The 21806-nt window shown below is 37.8% G+C and carries 25 protein-coding genes, 1 tRNA gene and 2 other RNA genes; 22 read left to right on the top strand and 6 right to left on the bottom strand.

Annotated features, from left to right (window positions below):
- Window positions 1–196: 196 nt before the first annotated feature.
- Window positions 197–667 (top strand): tyrosine-type recombinase/integrase, encoded by a 471-nt coding sequence (locus V6C27_07190; protein MEG6616208.1) that lies wholly within the window; start codon window positions 197–199, stop codon window positions 665–667.
- 36 nt (window positions 668–703) lie between these two features.
- Window positions 704–1924 carry an IS256 family transposase gene (locus tag V6C27_07185; protein ID MEG6616207.1) on the top strand — a complete coding sequence of 407 codons (1221 nt, stop codon included), beginning with the start codon at window positions 704–706 and terminating at the stop codon, window positions 1922–1924.
- A gap of 591 nt (window positions 1925–2515) precedes the next feature.
- Here the strand turns inward: V6C27_07185 and V6C27_07180 are convergent.
- Genes V6C27_07180 through V6C27_07170 form a run of 3 tightly spaced genes read right to left on the bottom strand, consistent with a single transcriptional unit; the run spans window position 2516 to window position 4378 of the window.
- The gene (locus V6C27_07180; protein ID MEG6616206.1) at window positions 2516–3529 is read right to left on the bottom strand and encodes a hypothetical protein; all 1014 of its coding nucleotides are present in this window, start codon (window positions 3527–3529) and stop codon (window positions 2516–2518) included.
- Window positions 3516–4058, bottom strand: a complete 543-nt coding sequence (locus tag V6C27_07175) for a hypothetical protein (protein ID MEG6616205.1) — start codon at window positions 4056–4058, stop codon at window positions 3516–3518. Before V6C27_07175 ends, V6C27_07180 begins: the two co-directional genes overlap by 14 nt.
- Entirely contained in the window at window positions 4058–4378 is a 321-nt protein-coding gene (locus V6C27_07170; protein MEG6616204.1) for a helix-turn-helix domain-containing protein, read from the bottom strand. The genes V6C27_07175 and V6C27_07170 overlap by 1 nt, the downstream gene beginning before the upstream one ends.
- A gap of 314 nt (window positions 4379–4692) precedes the next feature.
- On the opposite strand from V6C27_07170, the gene V6C27_07165 reads away from it, so the two are divergent.
- From V6C27_07165 to ssrS (V6C27_07110), 12 genes are all read left to right on the top strand, one after another.
- Window positions 4693–4770 (top strand) — tRNA-Pro (locus V6C27_07165).
- A gap of 340 nt (window positions 4771–5110) precedes the next feature.
- Entirely contained in the window at window positions 5111–5923 is an 813-nt protein-coding gene (locus V6C27_07160; protein ID MEG6616203.1) for a hypothetical protein, read from the top strand.
- Complete coding sequence (locus tag V6C27_07155) at window positions 5923–6747, top strand: hypothetical protein (GenBank protein MEG6616202.1); 825 nt, start codon at window positions 5923–5925, stop codon at window positions 6745–6747. The genes V6C27_07160 and V6C27_07155 overlap by 1 nt, the downstream gene beginning before the upstream one ends.
- 49 nt (window positions 6748–6796) lie before the next feature.
- Entirely contained in the window at window positions 6797–7051 is a 255-nt protein-coding gene (locus V6C27_07150) for a hypothetical protein (protein ID MEG6616201.1), read from the top strand.
- Window positions 7011–7412, top strand: a complete 402-nt coding sequence (locus V6C27_07145; protein ID MEG6616200.1) for a hypothetical protein — start codon at window positions 7011–7013, stop codon at window positions 7410–7412. Before V6C27_07150 ends, V6C27_07145 begins: the two co-directional genes overlap by 41 nt.
- Window positions 7413–7434: 22 nt before the next feature.
- Window positions 7435–7755, top strand: coding sequence for a DUF5316 domain-containing protein (locus tag V6C27_07140; protein ID MEG6616199.1), 321 nt, complete (start codon window positions 7435–7437; stop codon window positions 7753–7755).
- A 513-nt stretch (window positions 7756–8268) separates the two neighbouring features.
- Window positions 8269–8901 (top strand): hypothetical protein, encoded by a 633-nt coding sequence (locus V6C27_07135; protein MEG6616198.1) that lies wholly within the window; start codon window positions 8269–8271, stop codon window positions 8899–8901.
- 164 nt (window positions 8902–9065) lie between these two features.
- Window positions 9066–9470 (top strand): hypothetical protein, encoded by a 405-nt coding sequence (locus V6C27_07130; GenBank protein MEG6616197.1) that lies wholly within the window; start codon window positions 9066–9068, stop codon window positions 9468–9470.
- Between the two features lie 29 nt (window positions 9471–9499).
- The gene (locus V6C27_07125; GenBank protein MEG6616196.1) at window positions 9500–10996 is read left to right on the top strand and encodes a hypothetical protein; all 1497 of its coding nucleotides are present in this window, start codon (window positions 9500–9502) and stop codon (window positions 10994–10996) included.
- A 150-nt stretch (window positions 10997–11146) separates the two neighbouring features.
- Window positions 11147–11692, top strand: coding sequence for a VUT family protein (locus V6C27_07120; protein ID MEG6616195.1), 546 nt, complete (start codon window positions 11147–11149; stop codon window positions 11690–11692).
- A gap of 80 nt (window positions 11693–11772) precedes the next feature.
- A non-coding RNA gene (gene ssrS / locus V6C27_07115) (6S RNA) lies at window positions 11773–11954 on the top strand.
- A 75-nt stretch (window positions 11955–12029) separates the two neighbouring features.
- Window positions 12030–12211: non-coding RNA, 6S RNA (ssrS, locus tag V6C27_07110), on the top strand.
- Window positions 12212–12277: 66 nt separating this feature from the next.
- Here the strand turns inward: ssrS (V6C27_07110) and V6C27_07105 are convergent.
- Window positions 12278–12757: an iron-sulfur cluster assembly scaffold protein gene (locus tag V6C27_07105; GenBank protein ID MEG6616194.1), complete on the bottom strand. Its 480-nt coding sequence runs from the start codon at window positions 12755–12757 to the stop codon at window positions 12278–12280.
- A 221-nt stretch (window positions 12758–12978) separates the two neighbouring features.
- On the opposite strand from V6C27_07105, the gene ltaE reads away from it, so the two are divergent.
- Together ltaE and sepF are read left to right on the top strand one after the other, a co-directional pair.
- Window positions 12979–14007: a low-specificity L-threonine aldolase gene (ltaE, locus tag V6C27_07100; protein ID MEG6616193.1), complete on the top strand. Its 1029-nt coding sequence runs from the start codon at window positions 12979–12981 to the stop codon at window positions 14005–14007.
- Between the two features lie 116 nt (window positions 14008–14123).
- Window positions 14124–14648 (top strand): cell division protein SepF, encoded by a 525-nt coding sequence (sepF, locus tag V6C27_07095; GenBank protein ID MEG6616192.1) that lies wholly within the window; start codon window positions 14124–14126, stop codon window positions 14646–14648.
- Window positions 14649–14714: 66 nt separating this feature from the next.
- Here the strand turns inward: sepF and V6C27_07090 are convergent, their stop codons facing one another.
- Together V6C27_07090 and V6C27_07085 are read right to left on the bottom strand one after the other, a co-directional pair.
- Window positions 14715–15167, bottom strand: coding sequence for a hypothetical protein (locus tag V6C27_07090; protein ID MEG6616191.1), 453 nt, complete (start codon window positions 15165–15167; stop codon window positions 14715–14717).
- Window positions 15167–16243, bottom strand: a complete 1077-nt coding sequence (locus V6C27_07085) for an NAD(P)/FAD-dependent oxidoreductase (protein MEG6616190.1) — start codon at window positions 16241–16243, stop codon at window positions 15167–15169. The genes V6C27_07090 and V6C27_07085 overlap by 1 nt, the downstream gene beginning before the upstream one ends.
- A gap of 129 nt (window positions 16244–16372) precedes the next feature.
- Here V6C27_07085 and V6C27_07080 point away from each other — a divergent pair, with 129 nt between their 5' ends.
- The 6 genes from V6C27_07080 (at window position 16373) to V6C27_07055 (ending at window position 21361) form a co-directional block, all read left to right on the top strand.
- Window positions 16373–16579, top strand: coding sequence for a hypothetical protein (locus V6C27_07080; GenBank protein ID MEG6616189.1), 207 nt, complete (start codon window positions 16373–16375; stop codon window positions 16577–16579).
- A 13-nt stretch (window positions 16580–16592) separates the two neighbouring features.
- The gene (locus V6C27_07075) at window positions 16593–16817 is read left to right on the top strand and encodes a hypothetical protein (protein MEG6616188.1); all 225 of its coding nucleotides are present in this window, start codon (window positions 16593–16595) and stop codon (window positions 16815–16817) included.
- A 176-nt stretch (window positions 16818–16993) separates the two neighbouring features.
- The gene (locus V6C27_07070) at window positions 16994–18085 is read left to right on the top strand and encodes an NAD(P)/FAD-dependent oxidoreductase (GenBank protein MEG6616187.1); all 1092 of its coding nucleotides are present in this window, start codon (window positions 16994–16996) and stop codon (window positions 18083–18085) included.
- Between the two features lie 128 nt (window positions 18086–18213).
- Complete coding sequence (locus V6C27_07065) at window positions 18214–19464, top strand: efflux RND transporter periplasmic adaptor subunit (GenBank protein ID MEG6616186.1); 1251 nt, start codon at window positions 18214–18216, stop codon at window positions 19462–19464.
- Window positions 19461–20168 carry an ABC transporter ATP-binding protein gene (locus tag V6C27_07060; GenBank protein MEG6616185.1) on the top strand — a complete coding sequence of 236 codons (708 nt, stop codon included), beginning with the start codon at window positions 19461–19463 and terminating at the stop codon, window positions 20166–20168. The genes V6C27_07065 and V6C27_07060 overlap by 4 nt, the downstream gene beginning before the upstream one ends.
- Window positions 20169–20170: 2 nt before the next feature.
- Window positions 20171–21361, top strand: a complete 1191-nt coding sequence (locus tag V6C27_07055) for an ABC transporter permease (protein MEG6616184.1) — start codon at window positions 20171–20173, stop codon at window positions 21359–21361.
- The last annotated feature ends 445 nt before the right edge of the window (window positions 21362–21806 follow it).

Genomic DNA, 21806 nt, shown 5'->3' with positions numbered 1-21806 from the left:
AAAATGACATTATTAATGTTGAGGATGTGCGACCAACAGTAGTAAAAACCTATCTAATGATGTGTCAAAAGGAAAAGGGTAATAACCCTACTACCATCAATTCAAAATTACACCATCTAAAAATATTCTTTAATTATTTGCAAGATGAAGAAATTATTGCAACTGAAAAGCAAAACCAACTAAAAAGGTTGGTTATATCAAAGAGGATATAAAGATTGATGTATTTACTAATTATCAAATTAAGCAAATGCTAAACTACTATAAGCGAGTTAAAAATCGTGAAAAAAGTTTCTTTGCATATCGGGACTATACCATGATTATTGTTTTTCTTGGTACAGGCATGAGGTTAGGTGAAGTTGTCAATTTACGGTGGAAGGATATTAATTGGGAAAACAATACAATTACCGTTTTTGGTAAAAAGCGAATACAAAGCAGTTTGCCTATTACCGATAAACTTAAAAATGAATTAGCAGAATATAAAATTTTTGTTCAGCAGGTATTTAAGAAACCATGTGAATATGTTTTTGCTCTAAAGGATAATAAACAAATGACTTCTGGGGCTGTGAAATGTGTTTTTAAAAGATTAAAGGATAAGATGAATTTTAATGATGTTAGATTATCGCCCCATACATTTCGCCATACAGAGAATGTAAAGAGTTTCGTGTAAATGGTTAAACTTACCATTAAGGGAGGATGATCATTTATGCGAAACGCTTCTTCTTTAGCGAAGGAGCTGGCAAAAGGTTGCCGCTCAGTTGAGGAAATTCAAGAAAAGTTAAGAGGCCTTTTTAAGGACACATTGCAAGAAATTTTCGAAGCAGAGATGGATAAACATCTTGGCTATGAAAAGCATGATCCTGCTGGCAACAACAGTGGTAATAGTCGCAATGGCTACAGCAAGAAAAACATAAAAACCAGGTTTGGTAAATCAGAAATTGAAATTCCAAGAGACAGAAATGGGGAATTTGAACCGCAAGTACAAGTAATTAAAAAATACGAGAATACTTCCAATCAGTTGGAGGATCAGATTATTGCAATGTACGCTAAAGGTATGTCTACCCGTGATATTGAAGACCACATGCGAGAAATTTACGGTGTCGACGTGTCACCAACCATGGTTAGTAAGATTGCAGATAAAATTCTACCACTGATTGCAGAGTGGCAATCCAGACCTTTAAATCGTGTTTACCCCGTCGTTTTTTTGGATGCTATTCACTTTAAAGTACGCCAGGATAATCGAATAATTAATAAGGCAGCATATAGCGTTTTGGGCATCAATATGGAGGGACACAAAGAAATACTAGGGATTTGGATTGGCGAAAATGAAAGTGCAAAATTCTGGTTAGGCGTATGCAATGACCTTAAAAACCGTGGTGTTGAAGACATTCTGATTGCTTGTAAAGACGGGCTTTCAGGCTTCTCGGAGGCCATAAATACTGCTTTCCCGAGGACCGAGATCCAGCTGTGCGTTATCCATCAGATACGCAATTCCATGAAGTATGTTTCCTACAAAGAACAAAAAGAAGTGATGATTGATCTGAAGAAAGTTTATCAGGCTTTAACTCTGGAAGAAGCCGAATTTGCTTTTGAAGAATTCAAAGATAAATGGGGTAAAAAGCACCCAATTATCATCCGTTCTTGGGAAAACAATTGGCTTGAATTAACCACTTACTTTAAGTACCCGTATGCAATCCGCAGACTAATTTATACAACCAACGTTATTGAAGGTTATCACAGACAGTTGCGAAAAGTCACCAAAACCAAAACAGCGTATCCTTCAGATGAAGCACTAACCAAGATAGTTTACTTAGCTACAATGGATATTTCAAAGAAATGGAATATGCCTGTAAGAGACTGGACACAGTGCATTTCTCAGTTTGCGATATACTTTAGTGACAGGCTGGAATCTGAATTGGCAATCTAAAAGAAAGTGGGGCTTCGCCCCAAAGTTTATCGCTCCAGTTCTCCCAAGGATAGGGGAATAGTTAAGGGGTAGCAAACGCCACCCCTATCCTCGGCAGAACCCCATCAAACGCTCGGGTTGCTCTTCAGCATTGCCCTATCCTTTTGATGAGTAAGAGCCATGAATATTATCACCAATTATTGGGAAAATAATTCCCAAGGCATAATAAAATATAAAACGGTAAGAAACCTATTTACACAAAACTATTTATACTCCCTGGCCGTGTGTGATATATCTTTTCTTACCGTCACTGGCGGCAGTATTTTTATGCCGTTGTGTTATGACTATTTGACACTTTTGTTGCCCCGGTATATTTACATTTTATTTTAGATAAAAAGGTGGATTGTTGCTCTCCTCTCTAGGGTCTTGCTGCTATGGAGTGAGGTCATAATATTCCTTCAGAGCTCTATTCCTTTTGAAATGGTTGTGAAACCCCGGGTATCAATGTAATTTAAAAAATAAGTCAGTAACATTATCCTAGATGTCAATCGTTAGTTGCAGAATTTAAATTCGGCATTTTCTGTGGTGTTGGACTTTCTGTTAAACAATCTTTTATTTACCCTTTGGCTTTATTATGTACGCATAGTCCTTTGGATATAGTCCACTAAAGTCCGTAAGTAAACTAATGTATTGTCTATCTAAAGATATTTTTGAAGATGAATAACTTGCATCCAAGAACATAGGGAAAATATCTAAACCCGTTATAATACAATAGTTTTTTTCTTTTAAGTCAAATAATAATATTTCATTGCCCGTACTTACTATGTACAAATAATTATCATAGAGATGCATTGAAAAAATATTTTCGTTTAATAATTTCCTAAAACTAATTTTTGATACATCATTAAGTTTAATATTATAAAAATATATATTTTCACCACGCATATCGTTCCATACAATATAATCATTGCTAACTTGAGGCCATATACATTCTATTTCTTTAGACAAGTTAAACATTTGTTCTACCTGATAGTTTTTTACATTAATTAGGTTGAAAGAAAGATTATTATTAACGTCTTTTATAATTAGGGCTCTATCCTCATTTAAACTTGGACGCGCAAATTTATGGAAATGAAAGATGTCTTTACTAATGAACGAAATACCTTCTTCGGTTAAATTATAGTTCGAAAGTTTGAATGAGTTTGTTAAAACATCATATTCGTACCATGAAAGGTACCGACTATTTCCGCCTAAAACAATAGGCTGATTTATTGGTTCATAAGAAACCGAGTGGATTTCTTTAACTCTTTGTGTCTTTAGTTCAAAACTTACTAAAGTATATTTGCTTGTTCCTAATGTCGTCCAATACAATTGTTTCTCATCTGCTCTTAATTCATTTACCCAAACAACTTCCGGATCCTGTATTTCAAATATTAGTTTTCCTTCATCTGTGATAATATCATATTCGTATACTCTCGATAATTTGGCAGTAGTGGATTGCTCTTTTAAAAAGTTAACTATATAATATATTTTATTGCCAAACACAGTTAAATCAGTTAAATCAGTTAAAATACCTTCATTGGAGATAGGCAATGGAAAATAATTTACTTCACTAATGTTGAACATTATGGCCTCCATAATATGAAAAGTATTTTGTATTTGCATGTAAGATAGGAGCATTATCTGATAATAAACTACCATTAATAATTGATTTCATATCTTTCTTGTCAGGTGCATAATAATAATTATATTGTTCTGATGAGTATTTATTCAATTCATCTCTCATCTTATAAACATAAGTACCACTACTATCTGTTCCCATATTTTTTGCTAATGTATCCTGCTTTGCATTATACGTACTACCAGCAACCTGACTTTCTTGCCCCATTCCATAAATCGTTGTCAATGCACTTGCAGGACCACAATAATAACCATTTTTTTGTTTAAACTTAGGAAAATAGATGAGCGCAATATTACCTTGGCCACTTTGCGGAGAAATAGCATTGTTACTATTAAATTTCAACTTAGTATCAACTATACTTTCAATCATATCAGTAGCGTCTTCTGGGTTTTCTTCATAATGTTTTTGGAATTCATCAAGCTTATTATATTCGTTCCAAATTTCCTGTGGCTGCTTCCTGAGCAATGCCACCATTAGCTTGCATACAAGCCATCACGCCAGGCTTCTACTTGTTCAACAAAGAGTCCTTTAGAACGGCAGCATTCAGCCATCTCTATTTCACTTAGAGAAGCTGTTTCAACAACAATCAAAAACTTGTCTTGTGTGCTCCATTTTTCTGTTTCAATCTCACCACCAGGAACAGCTATGCCATTAGCTCTGGCTTTCTTTTTCCAGTCATGTAAAGTGGCCACTGAAAGTCCTGTTTCTTTTGAGATTGCACTTACAGACTCATTATTGGATGGCATCATTCTTTGTATAATTGAATATTTGAATTCAGCACTGTACCTTGCCATAGTTTTACCTCCTCGGTGTTACCGTTAACTAACTATAATTTATTTAGAGGTCTATGACATCTATCCTAACATAGGGGGGGAACAATTTCTAAGTTAATTAAGTTAAGGAATTTGTTTTAGTAGGGTAAAAAACATCCTAATAATTATGCAATAATATGAATATATTCAAAAAACCTGCGACCACTTGCTTTTTAGCCACGACCACTATATAATGTATTGGTACAGTTGAAAAAAGTTAGTGGTCGCAGGTAAGAAAAAATAACTATTGACAACCCCTAAACCCTTTAGTTATAATAACCACTGCAGCGAGATATCGGGACGTGGCGCAGTTTGGCTAGCGCGCTACCTTGGGGTGGTAGAGGCCGCAGGTTCAAGTCCTGTCGTCCCGACCAGTTTCTAAAAACAATTTTAATAAAACGAAAAGCCCTTGATTGCAAGGGCTTTTTGTGTTTTAATGCATAAAAGAGAACGTCCAATATGGACGTTCTTTTAGTTTGCGCTTGTCCAAGCTAATTCCGTCATTTCTAAACCCATCAAAGATTTGCCCTTTGTTATGATAATAGTTTTTAAATTAATGCCCTCCATAAAAATGGTTACTGAGCACATATCTGTTGAGCCAACTAATAACATTCAATAAGAACTAATTTTTGAAACGAAACGTTCCCATAAAAACCAGGACTTATCACCTAAAGATAAATAACTTTATGTTGGAAGGTGAAGCGGTTGAGGATTATGAAAATCAAGTATTATCCAATGGCACTTTTCCTTATAATTTTAATTACTGTTACAGCATGTAACGGTGATAATAATGCTGGCGATAAATCGGACAGTTACTTGACTTCAGAACAGGTATTGAATGTATTTAAACAAGAAGGCATCAAACTAACACCAAGCGATAAAGAACCACCAATCAACCTTATAATAAGCGGAGTGCAACCACTAATTTATCAAATAGATGACTCAAATAATCAATATTTGCTGATATATGCCTTTGATTCCTTCGCTAATGCAAGGGATTGTAATTATCAGTTACATAATAATAAACTTATGTTTGAAGATTTGGAGGTGATCTCTCCGCTTTATTTTAAGGTAAAAAATATAGTGTTAGCGTTAGCTGCGGAAAACGCCTATGACTTTGCAATTATGCGGTATAACAATATATCACCAATCATTTTTGAAAAATTACATGATACAAAAGAGTTGGTTTTCGCTGGCGAGGGAGAACACTGGAAAGCTGCCACTACAGTTAAATACTACGAGTACTATTTAGAAGGCGACAAATTATATCACGATAGTTATCATACTAAAGAAACTGTAATTACTTATAAAGGTGATAAAGAAAAAGTCACTACCTTTGATTATAAATGCAGCAATGGTGCCGCTGGTACGGGGCAAACTTTGAATCATGCTGGTGTTTCTGGAGGGCACTATAGTGGTGGTAATGGAGCGCTGCCAAGGGAAGAAGACACTTACACCATGGACATTCACTGGAATGGCAAAACCGAATCCTTAAATCTAAAAGCTATTAAACATGAGGAAATATAATGATGAAGGATAAAACAATTCCGCTGTTGTTAGTTGCTTCTGTGTTAGTCCTGACAATGGGGCTAGATAGTGCTAATGTTTTAGCAGTTATAGCTGATAAAGGCTTTTTAATTGCAAGAGAGCACCTGCTGGATGCACTGTATTTGATTATTGGAATTTTATCATGGATGGGGTTTAAAAGATCAGGCAATGGTTTTTTTAAATGGATGTTTGCTTTTGCAGTAATCAACATCATTCTCAGTTTTGAGAGTACGCTTTTCCGCCAATTAGTACAACAATTGTATAACACCCAAAGCTACTCAGACTATACATCAACTATTTATGTCATTACTAACATTATAGCCTCCGCACTAAACATAGCCCTACACATAATAATCGCCCTACTGCCAATTTATGCCATTTCTAATTACGATGATAAACTCAAGTTCCTAGATGTATTTAAACCAAGAATGCTAATGGCAATTATTCTGTTCTGGGCTTTTTTAACAATTTACATTTCTGTAATGCACTTCCAACAAGTACCTGCCTTAAGCAAATCCTATTTAATTTTTGTAGTAGCTAACAGTGCTGGGTTTATTGCTATTGCTATCTATGGGGTTAAAAAGTCATTAGACAAATACAGAGTGCATAATTGCCAGTTATTCAAATGGCTTATGGCTTATTTTGCTACTAATGTTATTTTTCAAATCTTGGTGTTGGCGATTAATATTAAATTTATTATTTTGGGAGAAATGTCTAATTTCACATACTTGATGTTGATATATGCTGCACCACTACTACTGATCATTGCATTGTTAAAACACCGTGAAGAGGCCGCAGACTAAAGTAAATCGTCAGAGTGGTTTTATAGAATTGTAGTTAAAGGAGGTAAAAATGTATTTTGATGAGTTTGTAAATGCAATCAAAAAAGGTGGCGCCAAAGCTTTTATAATTAACCTTTTAGGTAATTCATTACTGCTTTTTGCTAGTGTCATCATCCTTACTTATACCTCAGATGAATTTTCACCTGTTCAGATACTGTCCGGTTACCCAAATGTTTATCAACTAACTGACATTCTAATACTGGCGCTCGTTTTTGGTTTAATAAATGCTGCTATTTACTTACTTCTTTTTGCTGGCATGCTTTAAAGACCTACATTTTATAGCCATTGTTTTAATTCTAGCCATTCCAGTAATGATAGTTGCTGCTTTGCCCATGAAATCACAGAATGAAGTTTTCATTAGTTACATATTGGCCATCTTAGCCGACTTATTTATTTATGTAGTAATTGCCCCCAGATACATTTTTAATATCTTTAATTTATATTACTTAGATTACGTAGGGTTTACCAAAAAGAATTTCAAGCCGTTGTGTATCTACTCACTGTTATTGGTAATGGCGTCATTTATTCCACATATTGGCTCCTACCTGTCTTATGTGCTGCTGGCTTTTTATACTCTATATATTTTAATTTTATATAAACATAATCCACCGTTAGCAAATAGCTAACTCTATTATGGGGGGTATGATTTTGATAAAACCTTTTCGGATAGGAGTTTTAGTGCTAAGCTTTGTTGCGTTAATAGCATTTGTTACACAAGACTTAAGCATATTGGTGAAATATGCAGGCATAGTCGGACTTGTTTGCATGGGCTGGGCAGCAATACTTTCAGGTGTTTTATTGCGTGGGGGTGAAATTAGAGCAAATTATGCAACCGAATCAAATGAAGATAGAGAAAAACGGTTTAGATGGGCTAACAACTTCTTTATCATTGGTTTACCCAATATAATTGCAGCGGTAGTAGTTTATATCTTAGTTTTAGCTAGACTGGCAGAGATTGCTGCTTATTAGAGGGGGAATGCGAATTAAAGAGGGGGCGCTATTTTGTTTTTGTATTTACTCACTGTTACTTCAATCTTTGTACTTATAGGAACCATTATTAGCAATAAGCTTAATATTGCAGAGAGAAAATTTGTTTACAAGCATGTCAACAGAATTCACAAGTGGTCAGAAATATTAATATTTATATTTATATTATCATTAGTAGTTTTATATTATTTGCATCTTTTTCTGTGTTATATGGGGTCCGTGCTTTTATGGCATGGAAATACGATGAAGAATCGAATGAATACATCATAACCATTTTATATAGTTGTGAATTTATATTATTTTTTATAGGGTTGTTGTTATTCTTTAATAACAATCGTTATTTTTTGGGTTAGTTGTTTATTTCACAATACCTAAAAATGGGCTAGAAATACATTTTATACTTGTACCTCTGACTAACTCTATTTTACATTAGGTTTTATGGGGGTGTAATAAATAAACAAAAATACGGTTATTGGTATATTCTTTTTATTACTGATGGTATTTGGGTTGTTTTTCTCTGCTGAGGCTTCTAATGGGTTTTGTTTAGGTGAATATTTGCTTAATCAACTGGGATTAAAGTCTTGGCAAAACAATGAAGAGCAGCTGGGTTTACGTTATATATTTTTCTATGCCTTGGCCTTTGTGGTTATTGGTTGGTGGGGAGCAGCTAAATATTTAAAGGCTAGCCATGCCAATTTAGTTAAAGCATTGCCGTTGTTTTTTGTAGCCCTGCTATTTATTGTTCCTAAAGCAACAGAGCTCGCTAAAGATACCTACTACTCCTTTCAAGACGGTATACAGGCAGTGGAATATCATGCTGATGATAGCAAATGTCACGTCGTTACCACAGGGGAAAAACAAAGGCTGTCAGGAACGATAGTCTTAACAAACCATAGTAAAGAAGAGTTACAAGTATCTGTAAAGTTAGTTGATAAAAAATGCTTTACTGAAGATCTAGTTCTTAAAAATGGCCAAAATCAAAGAATGTATCTATTAGTACCAAAGCATAAAAACTCTTTGGATTTTGAGTTCTATATTGGTAAGGGTAAGACAATATTTCATAATGGGAGAACAATGGGGCCTAAAATAGAGCTTATTGAACAGAACCGTCCGTCCACTGCTTATTGATTATTACAAGAACTATCAATGGCATTAAATACTTTATTTATAATGGATTCGACACAATGGTATTTATAGGATTAATATTGAAAAAATAGGTAATGTGAATTAATATAAAGCTTGGAAATTATCGAATCACAAGAAAGTGCTAAAGTCGAAGGAGAAATAGAAATATGAGTGCTAAAAAATATTTGGAAGAGGTTATATATCAAATTAATGAAAAAAATTCATTTTTATTGAAGGCCAAGGCTTGGTCATCTCCAATATATGGATTTTCATTTGATAAATCAAGAAGTATAAAGGCTATGGATGCTCTTATGAAAAGTTCTATTGTTAATGAAAGCAGAAGTGATGTTATTTGTATTCTGGCCGATTGGGAAACTGTGGCGGAAGGGATTTATTTTACTGATAAAGCAATTTATGTTAACTCACCCAAAAACAAAAGCAAAAAATTTAGGGTTAGTTATGATGATATAAAGCAATTAAATTACGATAGGTCAACGGTAGAGTTAGAGATTATAACCGATAATGGTTCCACATATTATATAGACACACCTATGTGGAGTAAAAAAACATAAAGATCTTTCTTGAAATTGCCTCAGGAAATATGAATCTAGACGCTGATGAAATAAAAAGGGTGGAGCATATAAAATTAATACAACCTGATCAGCATACTGGTTCAATAGCGGCAGGTGTAGTTTATGGAAATGTAAGTAATGCCAGCACCATTTATGGAATGGATAAATTCAATACTCCCAGGGGCCATGGATTTGCAGCCGAAAGAGCAAATCATCTTTACGATAAGTTTACCGGGAAAGATGCCAAACTTGTGGGAGATGATAATGCAAAATTTGGTGCCGACAGAGTAGTTGACGGTGTAAATATTCAGTCAAAATACTGTAATTCTGGTTCTAAGTGTGTTCAGGAATGTTTTAAAGATGGAAAACTCAAGTACTTAAACCCAGATGGTTCGCCTATGAAGATTGAGGTTCCGTCAGATAAGTATGATGCTGCCGTTCAAGCGATGGAAAACCGGATAAAGAATGGCGAGGTGCCTGGGGTTACCGATCCAAGCGAAGCAAAGAACATAGTTAGGAAGGGAAATTTTACATACGAACAAGCTAAAAATATAGCTAAAGCGGGCACAGTGGAGTCAATAACTTTTGATGCAGTAAATGGCGCAATTATTGCAAGTACAGCCTTTGGTTTAAGTACAGCCTTAGCCTTTGCAACTTCTATTTGGAATGGCGATGATTTTAATGTAGCTTTAAAGTCTGCAACATATTCAGGGTTAAAGGTAGGTGGAACTACATTTGCTACAGCTGTTTTAGCTAGTCAATTATCCAAAGCAGGTTTAAACAGTGCCTTAGTAGGTAGTTCAGAAGCTGTTGTTAGAATCATGGGTCCTAAAGCATCAGCAGTGTTAGTAAATGCCTTTAGAAGCGGAACTAATATTTATGGCGCTGCAGCTATGAAAAGTGCGGCTAAAATGCTAAGAGGTAATGCTATAACAGGTGCGGTTTCAGTTGTGGTGTTATCTTCTGTGGATGTCGTTAATATTTTTAGGGGTAAAATATCAGGAGCGCAATTGTTTAAGAATGTTGCAAGTACTGCATCTACCGTAGCAGGCGGCACTGCCGGTTGGGTAGGAGGTGCTTCTGCTGGAGCGGCAGTGGGTTCCGTTATTCCCGGAATTGGTACAGCTATTGGGGGAGTTGTCGGAGGTTTACTAGGTTCTTTTGCTGGTGGAAGTGTAGCGGGTAAGGTATCAAATACCGTTCTCAATGAATTTATTGAAGATGATGCAAATGAAATGGTGCGTATTATAGAAAAAGTCTTTACGCAAATGGCAGAGGATTATTTGTTAAACCAAACAGAAGCCGAAAACATTATTGATTATTTGAAAGATGATTTGACCGGATCGACACTGAAGGATATGTTTGCTAGTGGTGACAGAGAAAACTTTGCCCGCAATTTATTGATAATCCATGTTGAACGTGAAGTTAGGAAACGTAAAAAAATCAGTATGCCTTCACAAGAGGAAATGCAAAAAGGACTAAAAAGTGTTCTGGAAGAAATGTCCGATCAGATGGCTAAACAGTAAAATCAGGGGCTTGCATAATGCAGGCCCTTGATTTTTTTGTTTGGTGGTGATATTTTAAATTGGTATTTATTTTAATATATAATTTATTTTGAACGGAGACTCGTCTGAATATAATTGAATATCTATATTTTTGGTTAGGGGGTAAACAGATTGGGTTACATTTATGTTCTTTTATATTTAGCAGCAATAGTAACCGCAAACATTCTAAGTGCTAAGTTTGCACCGGTAGCCATTGGGCCATTTTTAATTAGTTTGGGTACCTTTACCATTGCTGCCACTTTTGTATTGCGGGATTTGGTACAGAACCGTTTTGGTAGAACCAAGGTTTACATAGCGATAGCGGTGGCTCTGGGGTTATCTATGCTTAGTTCTCATCTATTAGGCGATACCTATGCCATAGTTATTGCCTCTGGGGCATCCTTTTTAGTTAGTGAAAGCACCGATACCGAAATTTATACCCGACTTAAAGCGTCTTTGGCCAAACGGGTTTTTTGGAGTGGTTTGGCCGGAGGCATTTTGGACAGCTCGGTTTTTGTAATTTTAGGCTTATCTCCGCTGGGAGCGGGCTTTATTCCTTGGGCTGCTGTTCCCATGGCCGTAATAGGGCAGATTATCTTTAAAACAATACTGCAGGGCATTGGGGCAGCGGTGATTGGTTACAGCCACAAAAAGAGGGATGTTTGCGTCGGCGTATAATTATGTTGGAAAATTATTGCTAGTTGACATAATTAATTAGTCTGATTATAATTTCATTAGAGCAGCGAGCTAAAAGGATAGTATTCCTGCTATGTTAGTTACCTTAGTTGTTTTTAACCGACAGTGTAACACCGGGAGTTCGGGTTCATTTAATAGATGCCAGGCCGTTTTATATTACGGAAGGCAGAAGTTAATGATAGAACACCCACCTGCGAGAAGGCGGGTATTAAAAACGGTAGGGTAACGGCACGGTGGGTATTATTAAAAATATTAGGTCAATATTGACATTATGTTAATTAGAGATTATAATCACAATATAAACATAGATAATGTGACATCATTCCTGCTATGTTAGTTGCCTTAATTAGTTTTTAACCGACATAGTGACTAAGGGAGCTCGGGTTCGTTAATAGATGTCAAGCCGTTTTTGCTACGGAAGACAGAAATTTAGCGACAGAGCACCCACCTGCGAGAAGGCGGGTATTAAAAACAATAAGGCGACGGCACAGTGGGTTAGCCTCTTTTAAAACCTTGTACATATGTACAAGGTTTTTGCTTGCTTTATCATAGGTATGTATATTCTTTTTAAAATTCCGCTGCGAATTGCTGAAACAATTCTGCCCTTATTTCTTCGTGCTCCTCTCTGGTCGTTATTTGTCCACTTTCTAATAAACTTTTATATAACCAATAATCATAAATTGCTTGCCGCAGTGCTCTAATGCCTAAAAGCGAGCAATGCTGTTTTTGTTCTGGCAATCCCCCTAGGTATTCTACAACATCGTCATCTGTTAATTGCAATGCTTGGTCACAGTGTTTGCCTTTAGCCAACACAGTAACCACACTGGTTGTTGCAATGGCTCCAGCACAACCTTGCACTCGAAATTTAATGTCTTTGACAATGTTGTCTTCAATTAAAGTGGTAATTTCACATATATCACCACAACCGGGATCGCCGATTTTACCACGGCCATTAAATTTTTCAACCACTCCCACGTTTTTAGGATTGGCAAAGTGCTCCATTGTTTTTTGATTATAAATTAATATTGAACTGTTATCGTCGGGCATTATTAGCATACCTCCATAAATATATTTATTAAACTTAATATATATATACTTAGCCAATGGTTAAAACCCTTTATTTTGGTGTAAAATATTGCTTGCCCTATACATGTCTAGTAATAATATATGGTAATAAATGGCAATTACTAAAATCATTTGGTAACTGTTGCCACAAGGGTTATAATAGTACTTAACTACAATTTTGGGTCGAAGGAGTGGTTTCAAACATGATCGACTTGAGAAGCGATACCGTTACTCAGCCTACAATCGAAATGAGAGAAGCTATGGCCAATGCCGAGGTTGGGGATGACGTATATCAGGAAGACCCAACAGTAAATAAACTGGAGGATGTAGCGGCACAATTGATCGGTAAAGAAGCAGCACTTTTTTTACCTTCAGGTACCATGGCTAATCAAATTGCAGTGCTAACCCATACTGAACGTGGTGACGAAGTGATCTTAGATGCGGAATCCCACATATTTTACTATGAAGTTGGCGCACCAGCCATGTTGGCCGGGGTTCAATTAAATCCTGTGCCGGGGTTAATTGGTAGAAATGCAGTGGACAAGCTGCGTGAAACATACCGCCCCAAAGATATTCATTATCCCAATACCCGTTTGCTATGCTTGGAGAACACCTTTAACCGCGGGGGCGGTACGGTAATGACCCCGGAAGAAATGAAAGCTGTTTATGAATTGGCTAAAGAACTTAATCTATCTGTCCACCTTGACGGGGCTAGAATATTTAATGCTGCCATAGCATCCCGTTGCCCAGCCAGTGATTTTACTAAGTACTGTGACACGGTGATGTTTTCTCTGTCCAAAGGCTTAAGTGCCCCGGTGGGTTCCATTTTAGCCGGTGAGAAAAAATTTATAGATAAAGCGCGCAAATATCGTAAAGCTTTAGGTGGCGGCATGCGACAAGCGGGCATATTGGCAGCGGCCGGTTTGGTGTCTTTAAAAATGATCGACCGCCTTGCCGATGACCATGCCAATGCCAGAGCCTTAGCAGAGGGGCTGGCAAAAATAAAGGGTTTGCGGGTGGAACTGCATTTGGTGCAGACAAATATTGTACTGGTTGACATAACAGCCATAGATATGGATGCTAAAACCTTTGTAAATGAGTTGGAAAAACATGGTGTGAAGGCATCGGGATTTGGCCCTCAACTGGTGCGGTTTGTTACCCATAAAGATATATTAAGAGAAGATATTGAACAGGCTATAAAAGTGTCTAAAATTGTCATAGGAAGTCTGTAGTGACGTAATGGGACCTTTTGCCTAATATTAACAAAAAATTGTTGCATTTTGTTACCAAAACATGTAAAGTTATTAGTGTAAGTGTCAGTAATATTATGATGAGGGGAGAGTTCGTCTTGGCAAAGCTAGCGGATAAGTTTTTAGGCATGCTGGGATTTGAATTGGTGGAAGAAGACGAGCCTCAAGAGATAATGCCTGCAATGAAAAAAGAAGAAAAGGTAGAAACAAAAAATAGTTGGTTTTCTTCTAAAACGCAGGAGCGAGAAGAGGAACGTCGCCCCAAATTGACCAGTGTACCCACTAATACATATAACACCAAAATGGTAATTTTAAAACCGACTTCCTATGATCAGGTACAGAATGCTGCCAATCATTTGGGGGACAACCATTCGGTGGTGGTAGATTTAACCGAAATGAGTATTGAGCAAGCCCAGAGAGTATTGGATTATTTAAGCGGTGTGGTTTTTGCTATCAATGGCAAAGCCAGCCGGGTGGGAACGGGTATTTTCTTATTTGTGCCTGCCAATGTTTCCATTGAAGGGGCATTGGACGATTTTATGTTTACCCAAAATAAAGAAGTAACCAAAGAGACTGTAGAGGATGAAGGCTTTACTTCCCTTTTAAAAGCAGTAAATAATTAAAAATGATATAAAATTAAAAGGAAGGCGTATTATTACACCTTCCTTTAATTTGTCCCGAATGTGTGATTAGAAACTGTTTGTTTTCTTATTGAAATTAAAGGTTTCCGCCAGCCAGGTGATGGTAATAAAGACAACCAGGTTTGTGAGCCAACTTAGCCCCATTCCCCAATTGTGGTAAGTAATGATACTGCGTTGCACCAACAGATATTCCAATCCCAAAAATAACGTGGCGGTGGCCAGGATATGCAAAATTTTTAACCAACGATTGATAGGAATAAACTGTACAAATATTGTACCCATGGTGAACACAGCGCCAAAGGTAAAAAAAACTGAGCCACCGCCCAGCTTGAGCTGGGCCATAACATGATAAATGCCCATGGCATCGGCACTTGTATCCACTATTAATTGCAGAATGATAGCAGTTATTCCACCCCAAAGGGTGTATTTAAGCAGTTGCCTATCAATCAGCAATGCGAACATTATCCAACTGAGTACAAAGGTTACAATCCATTCAATCATTAGTCTAAAAACTCCTTATTATTGCCGCTTATTCTGCTGATTAAATTTGATATTAGTTTTACGCCACTGTAGTGGGCCGTGGTGGCTAAGGACGTCACCCCCGGAACCTTTAACATTTTTACCAGCATATCCAGCCCACTGTTATCAAGCTGGTTTAAGGATTGATGTATCTTATCTAATCTTTCATTAGCCTTAATCAGTGTTTTTACTTTTTGTTCGTAGTTACTACCTTTCACTATACTGCGAGCCGCTTCAATACCACTGATCATTGACATCATCAACCCTTGCCCCCACAGGGCTGGCACAAACCCTCCAGCGTTGCCTACTATTATAGTGTTGGCCACTTGATGTTTTTTAAGCCTGCCCGTTTGATATTCTAATTCAAAGAATGCTGTAAATTTAGGCTCAGACTGCAATTTATTGATAAATGTATTCCAATAGTCGTGCAGTTCTTGCCGACTGATACCATTTACAAATAACGTTAAGGCCGCTGCTTTATTGTTATAGGGTGCCAGGTACGCATAACCTTCCCGGGCAAACTCACGGTTAACCCAGACTTCGGCTGTGCTGGGTGCAAATTCCCCCACCATATTGCCGCCCCGCACCCAGCCCTGAAAGGTAGATTGCCAAATATTTAATTGTATTGGAATGCTGGGTGAACCATCCGCCAATACCACCCAATCGTAGTTATCTCTAATTTTAAAATAGTCGACATTTTGCCGTAGATTAATTTTCACCTTTAGCTCGCTGGCAAGTTGATTGTGTAAATTATTGTCAGAATGACCCATTTCTACAAAATGCCCCAGTTGACCGGTAAAAGTTTTTTTGTGGTTAGGGCTATGTAAAACCAACCGTTTAATTTTAGCCAATGGTTTAATTTTTAACCGATATTGTTTGTATAAGTAGCGTATTTGTTCAGATGTTACCAAGCCTAGATCCAGCATCACGGCAGGAAAGGAACAGGGATCTCCTACCTGATAACGTTGTTCATATACTTCTGGAGTAATCCCTAGTCTTTCTAATTCTATGGCACAGGCCAAACCTGCTATGCCAGCACCGATAATAGCTACTTTCACTTAGTCACCACCTGAAAAAAGTCTCAAGTCTAATTTATCCAGTATATTAAAAATTATCCGCTGTTAGTTTCGGTTTAACTTGTCATAAAAAGATAACTTCTCTGAAACAATAGTAACAGGTGATGGAAAATGCGCAGACTATCCCAAAAAGAATTAATGAACTATGCTTTTAAAATAGCAGTGGAGCGAGAAGAACGGTTTACAGCTAAATACTTTTATTGGTCTAAAATGGTAAAAAATAAGGAATTGACGGCATTATTTGGCGACTTTGCTGTGGCCAGCCGTTCCCATGTGGCCAAACTAAAGCAAGAAATGAGTAAGTTCAATCTTAAGTAGGAGGTGTTGCGGTTTGGACACCCTAGACCTGCTTTATGATGCTTTAATGAGCAAAATGGATAATCAGGCCTTTTATAATGAGCAAGCAATAAAAATTACAAATCCCATGGCCAGACAGTTCTTTATCAATTTGCGTGACGAAGAAATGCAACATATTACCATGTTGCAAAAAAAGATTCACTCCATTGAAGGTAAGCCATTCCCCATTAGTAAAATTGTACCGAAAATTCAGCTTTAACCGGGTTGTCATAACCCGGTTAAGTGTTTATCCAACCAAGCGATAAATAAAAAGTAACCAATGGCACCGATGCCCAATGCCAAAGTTAGAATTATAAATGTATACAAACTCATAAAAGCACCCCTGAACTAAGTTTTAGAAATTATTTATTCAAATATACATTTGAGGTGACAAAAATGAAGGTGGCGATTATTGGTGCGGGAATGTCTGGCCTTTCCTGTGCCCATGAATTGGAACGTCTGGGGATTAAGCCGGATATTTTTGAAGAACGCAGTCGTTCCGGGGAGATATTTCCCCATGTGTCAGCAATGATGGAATTGTTTATTCGTCCCAAAACCGATCCGATAGCTTACCTTGACAAACAATTTCATATCAAGTTAAAACCATTAAATAAAATGACCAAAGTGCACATGAATTTCTCTGGAATTAAGCGGGATATCAAAGGTAGTTTGGGGTACTTTTTTAACCGTGGGCAGCATGATGGTAGTGTTGAGGATCAATTATCCAAAATGATTAAAGCCAAGGTGAATTACAATGTTAAGGCTGATTATGAAGAATTAAGCCGAGTCTATGACCAGGTGGTGGTTTGTACTGGTACTAATCAGATTGCCAAGGAACTGGGGCTGTGGGATAATTTATTTCATTCTATTTTGCGGGGCGCAATCATTTTGGGTGAGTTTGACCCCACCACATTAATAATGTGGTTTAACAAAAAATATAACGACACTGGCTATGCTTACTTGACCCCCTTTAGCACAGATATGGCTTCTTTGGTGTTAATTGTCCGCAATATTGGCCCGGAAGAAATGGATGACTACTGGCATTTGTTTTGGGAAAATGAACAATTTGATAAGAAGTATAAGATTATTGAAAGTTTTACGTTAGAACATACCACCGGCTTGGTTTATCCGCATCATTTGGGAAATATTATGCTGGCAGGCAATGCCGGTGGTTTTTTGGAACCCTTTTTAGGATTTGGTCAAATGGCGGCCATTCGTACCGGGGTTTATGCCGCCCAGTCCATAGCCCAAGGTAAAGACTACGAAAAATTGTTGGCACCCATCAACACTGATATTAGCCGCTCAACGATAATCAGGGAACATTTGAATATTGCCAGTAACAGAACGATGAATTGGGTAACCTGGGGGGTTACTTTACCTGGTATCAAACAAATTGTATATAATAGCAAACTGGACGTATTTAAATACGGAACGGGGGTTATGAAACTGTTGGACAAGCTTACCGGTGAAAGAATATCCAGACAGTAAAGAACAAGGCGCATTAAAAACGACACTTGTTTATTTTTTTACTAAATTTTGTTATGTTTTATGTAGTTGTGGTGTCTAAATACTGATGGATTATAAATTAAAGAAGTAACTTCGCCTGGAGGTAAAGAATGAAAGAAAAAGTTATTGCATTGTGGCTAAAAATTAAAGGATTGCCAACGTGGAGTAAATGGTTATTAACTACTTTACTAGTTATTTTTATTATTGGCACACTGTTATCTATCACTGGCAACAAAGATACAGGTGTTACAGTGATGACGGGGAAAATTGAAAAGAGAAGCGTAGAGCGCAGCATTATAAGCAGTGGAAGCTTGGAGTCTGTTGATAAACAAGAGTTTTTTACACCTGTAGACAGCACTTTAATGGAGTTAACGGTGGAGGTGGGTGATCGGGTCAAAAAGGGGGAGGTTTTGGGTCGCTTAGACACCTTAGAATTAGGCAGGCAGTATGAAAATGCCAAAGCTAATTTAGCCATAAAGGAGGCAGAATTGGCAAAGGCCCTTGCCATTAACGACGAATTAGAGTTGGCCGCTGCTAAAGCCCAATATGATCAGGCTAAAAACCACTATGATCGTACCGAACGCCTCTATAATGAGGGCGTGGTAAACTTAGAAGAAATGGAAAGTGCTAGAGTTAGCTATGCCCAAGCAGATGCTAACTATCAGCAAACCAAAATGAGAACCCAGCAAGGTGCCACAGCCAAGCAAGTTTCCTCATTACAATCTCAGGTTGATCTGGCCAAACAGGAGGTTGCCCAAGCTAAAGAGCGTTTGGATTTAGCCACCTTTATTGCTAAGGAAGACGGGGTGGTGCTTTTTGTGGGTGCAGAGAAGGGCAACCGGGTGTTAGAAGGCAGTCGCATTTTAGTGGTTGGCAAAGATAGCCAGTTGGAGGTAACAGCAAAGGTAAACGAGCTTGATGCCGGTGACATAGAAGCGGGGCAAAGTGCCCAGGTTACCACCGCCACTGTCCCGGACAAAGTATTTAATGGTGAAGTTACTCGGGTGGCGGCGGCGGCTATTTCCGAGGGTGAAGGTAATAGTAGTGTGCCGGTGACGGTAACTTTACAAAATAATTCAAAGGGGTTAAAACCTGGATACACAGTGGATTTAAAAATAATTACTATGCCAAATAAAGAGTTTTTGACCGTACCCTTTGAAGCCATTATTAGTAAAAATGGACAAACCATAGTTTATACAGTTGAAGATGGTATTGCCAAAGAAAAGAAAATAAAGACTGAACCCGGTAACGAACTATTTGATATCGTTGTGTCTGGCTTAAAGGTTGGGGAGACGGTAATCCTTAATCCACCACCACAATTAAAGGACGGACAACCAGTAGTGATAGGTGAAAACAGATGATCGAAATAACAAATGTAAAAAAAGTGTATCAAACAGGTGACATCGCCGTTGAAGCGTTGAAGGGCATCACCATGTCTATAAAAAAGGGCGAATTTGTAGCGATCATGGGACCATCGGGTTCTGGCAAGTCTACTCTGATGAATTTGTTGGGGCTATTGGACACCCCCACCGAAGGTTCATATCAATTGGCTGGTAAGGAAGTGTCGGGGCTAAGCAAAAATGCCCTCGCTTTATTGCGCAATCAGCAGTTGGGCTTTGTTTTTCAGGCCTTTAACCTGATACCCAGTTTATCCGCCTTAAAAAATGTAGAATTGCCGATGCTGTATGCTGGCATCAAGCCTAGCGAGCGACGCCAAAAAGCAATTGCTGCCTTAGAAAGGGTAGGGCTAGGTGAGCGCATATATCATCGACCCAATGAACTTTCCGGTGGTCAAAATCAGCGGGTGGCCATCGCCAGGGCTATAGTTAATAACCCAGTTGTGCTGATGGCCGATGAGCCGACCGGTGCTTTAGATACCCACACTGGTGAAGAAATTATGGCTATTTTTCAAGAACTACACCGTGACGGAGCAACCATAGTTTTGGTTACCCATGAGCCTGATATTGCCCAATATGCCGAAAGAATTTTGCGATTTAAAGATGGTTTGTTAATTGCAGATGAGCAAGTTAATAACCGTATAATAGCCTCTAGTAAAGGGGTGTAGGTGTGAATTTAAAAGAGTTTTTAATTGTTTCTCTAGAGGGAATTAAAAATAATAAATTGCGTTCATTTTTAACTACCCTAGGCATCGTCATTGGCATAGCGGCAGTAATTTTGGTTATGGCCATTGGTGAAGGCGGTAAAGCAATGATTATTGGCGAGTTGGAACAATATGGTACTAATATTTTTCAGATATACCCCAATTACCGGGAGGGTGAGTATGTTAGGTTGAGGGACTTCACTAAAGAAGATATCACCGTTGTCAAAGCGCTGTCTTCGGAGGTTAAGTATTTGGCCCCAATGAAATATGAGCGCCAGGAAATTCGGGGTTCTGAAGGTAAAAAAACAGTCCAAGTCATTGGCACCACCACTGATTATCAATACATCAGAAATTTAGAAATACAATGGGGCAGGTTTTTTAACGAACAGGATGATGCCGTTGGTAGACGGGTAATAGTTTTAGATGAGGCATTGGCCAATGAGCTTTTTGGTTTTGAAAATCCGGTGGGTCAAAGGGTGATGATTGAAGGCGGTAATTCAGCGCTGGTTGTTGGTGTGATTAAAAAAAGGGAATCCCAGTTGCCGGGCATGCAACCAGATCAAAATGCTTATATACCAGTATCCTTTATGGTTGGTTCATCCCAATGGGAATATGTAAATATGTTAATGGGCAGTGCAGCCAGCAAAGAAATGGTCTATCAGGCTATGGATCGAACTAAAAAAATTTTAGAACGACGTCATAATACCACTAATCATTATGATGCCTATAGTATGGAACAAGAAATGGAAATGGTTGGCAAAGTCACTGGAATTATGAGCTTAATTATCAGTAGCATTGCTGGCATTTCACTGTTCGTTGGTGGTATTGGTGTAATGAATATTATGTTGGTATCAGTTACCGAAAGGACACGTGAAATTGGCATTCGGATGGCTTTGGGGGCCACAAGAAAAGATATATTAACTCAGTTTCTAATTGAAGCGGTGGTGCTCTGCTCCGCAGGCGGTGTAATAGGTATCTGCATAGGTTATGCTGGATCAATGGTAGCATCGTATTTTCTTAATCTGCCGCCACTGGTGTCGTGGTGGACTGCGCTATTTGCGTTCCTATTTTCAGCAATTATCGGTGTATTCTTTGGCATATATCCGGCAAACAAAGCCTCTAAATTAGATCCAATAGTGGCATTGAGAAGAGAGTAGAAAAGCGCGGTCATCATACCGCGCTTTTAAATTTAATATTATTTACAGTTACCAAAAATTGTTGCTTGCAACAAAGATACAAAAGTAATAAAATAAAATTCCGCCGCCGATGAGGCGGACGGAAACAGCAACATGGAAAGCGAAAACAAAAGTAAAAAATACCAGTTGACATAAAGTTGGCTCAGTGTTAAACTAATAAACGTCGCTGCTGAGGCGGCGGCAACAACTGGAAACAAACAGATCCTTGAAAACTAAACAGTAAGAGATGGATGTTGTAGAGGCTCAATTCATTGAGCCCGGATAAAAAAACATTCATTATTGCATGCAAGTGTTTTTGTAGGGGCCGATTTATCGCGCCCACAAAAAGAAACATTTGCGCATAGTGAAAACGCATGTTTCAAAAAATAACACATGATAAATGAGCTAAAATCAGCTTATTCATAAA

It is taken from the genome of Peptococcaceae bacterium 1198_IL3148 (genome assembly GCA_036763105.1).
Lineage (GTDB): Bacteria > Bacillota > Desulfotomaculia > Desulfotomaculales > Desulfohalotomaculaceae > JBAIYS01.
This window is presented reverse-complemented; position numbering and strand designations above follow the sequence as displayed.

Coding starts and splice junctions, on each gene's coding strand:
- V6C27_07185 (MEG6616207.1), top strand. CDS start 704: ATGCGAAACGCTTCTTCTTTAGCGAAGGAGCTGGCAAAAGGTTGCCGC.
- V6C27_07180 (MEG6616206.1), bottom strand. CDS start 3,529: ATGTTCAACATTAGTGAAGTAAATTATTTTCCATTGCCTATCTCCAAT.
- V6C27_07175 (MEG6616205.1), bottom strand. CDS start 4,058: ATGGTGGCATTGCTCAGGAAGCAGCCACAGGAAATTTGGAACGAATAT.
- V6C27_07170 (MEG6616204.1), bottom strand. CDS start 4,378: ATGGCAAGGTACAGTGCTGAATTCAAATATTCAATTATACAAAGAATG.
- V6C27_07160 (MEG6616203.1), top strand. CDS start 5,111: ATGAAAATCAAGTATTATCCAATGGCACTTTTCCTTATAATTTTAATT.
- V6C27_07155 (MEG6616202.1), top strand. CDS start 5,923: ATGATGAAGGATAAAACAATTCCGCTGTTGTTAGTTGCTTCTGTGTTA.
- V6C27_07150 (MEG6616201.1), top strand. CDS start 6,797: ATGTATTTTGATGAGTTTGTAAATGCAATCAAAAAAGGTGGCGCCAAA.
- V6C27_07145 (MEG6616200.1), top strand. CDS start 7,011: ATGCTGCTATTTACTTACTTCTTTTTGCTGGCATGCTTTAAAGACCTA.
- V6C27_07135 (MEG6616198.1), top strand. CDS start 8,269: ATGGTATTTGGGTTGTTTTTCTCTGCTGAGGCTTCTAATGGGTTTTGT.
- V6C27_07130 (MEG6616197.1), top strand. CDS start 9,066: ATGAGTGCTAAAAAATATTTGGAAGAGGTTATATATCAAATTAATGAA.
- V6C27_07125 (MEG6616196.1), top strand. CDS start 9,500: ATGAATCTAGACGCTGATGAAATAAAAAGGGTGGAGCATATAAAATTA.
- V6C27_07105 (MEG6616194.1), bottom strand. CDS start 12,757: ATGCCCGACGATAACAGTTCAATATTAATTTATAATCAAAAAACAATG.
- ltaE (MEG6616193.1), top strand. CDS start 12,979: ATGATCGACTTGAGAAGCGATACCGTTACTCAGCCTACAATCGAAATG.
- V6C27_07090 (MEG6616191.1), bottom strand. CDS start 15,167: ATGATTGAATGGATTGTAACCTTTGTACTCAGTTGGATAATGTTCGCA.
- V6C27_07080 (MEG6616189.1), top strand. CDS start 16,373: ATGCGCAGACTATCCCAAAAAGAATTAATGAACTATGCTTTTAAAATA.
- V6C27_07070 (MEG6616187.1), top strand. CDS start 16,994: ATGAAGGTGGCGATTATTGGTGCGGGAATGTCTGGCCTTTCCTGTGCC.
- V6C27_07065 (MEG6616186.1), top strand. CDS start 18,214: ATGAAAGAAAAAGTTATTGCATTGTGGCTAAAAATTAAAGGATTGCCA.
- V6C27_07060 (MEG6616185.1), top strand. CDS start 19,461: ATGATCGAAATAACAAATGTAAAAAAAGTGTATCAAACAGGTGACATC.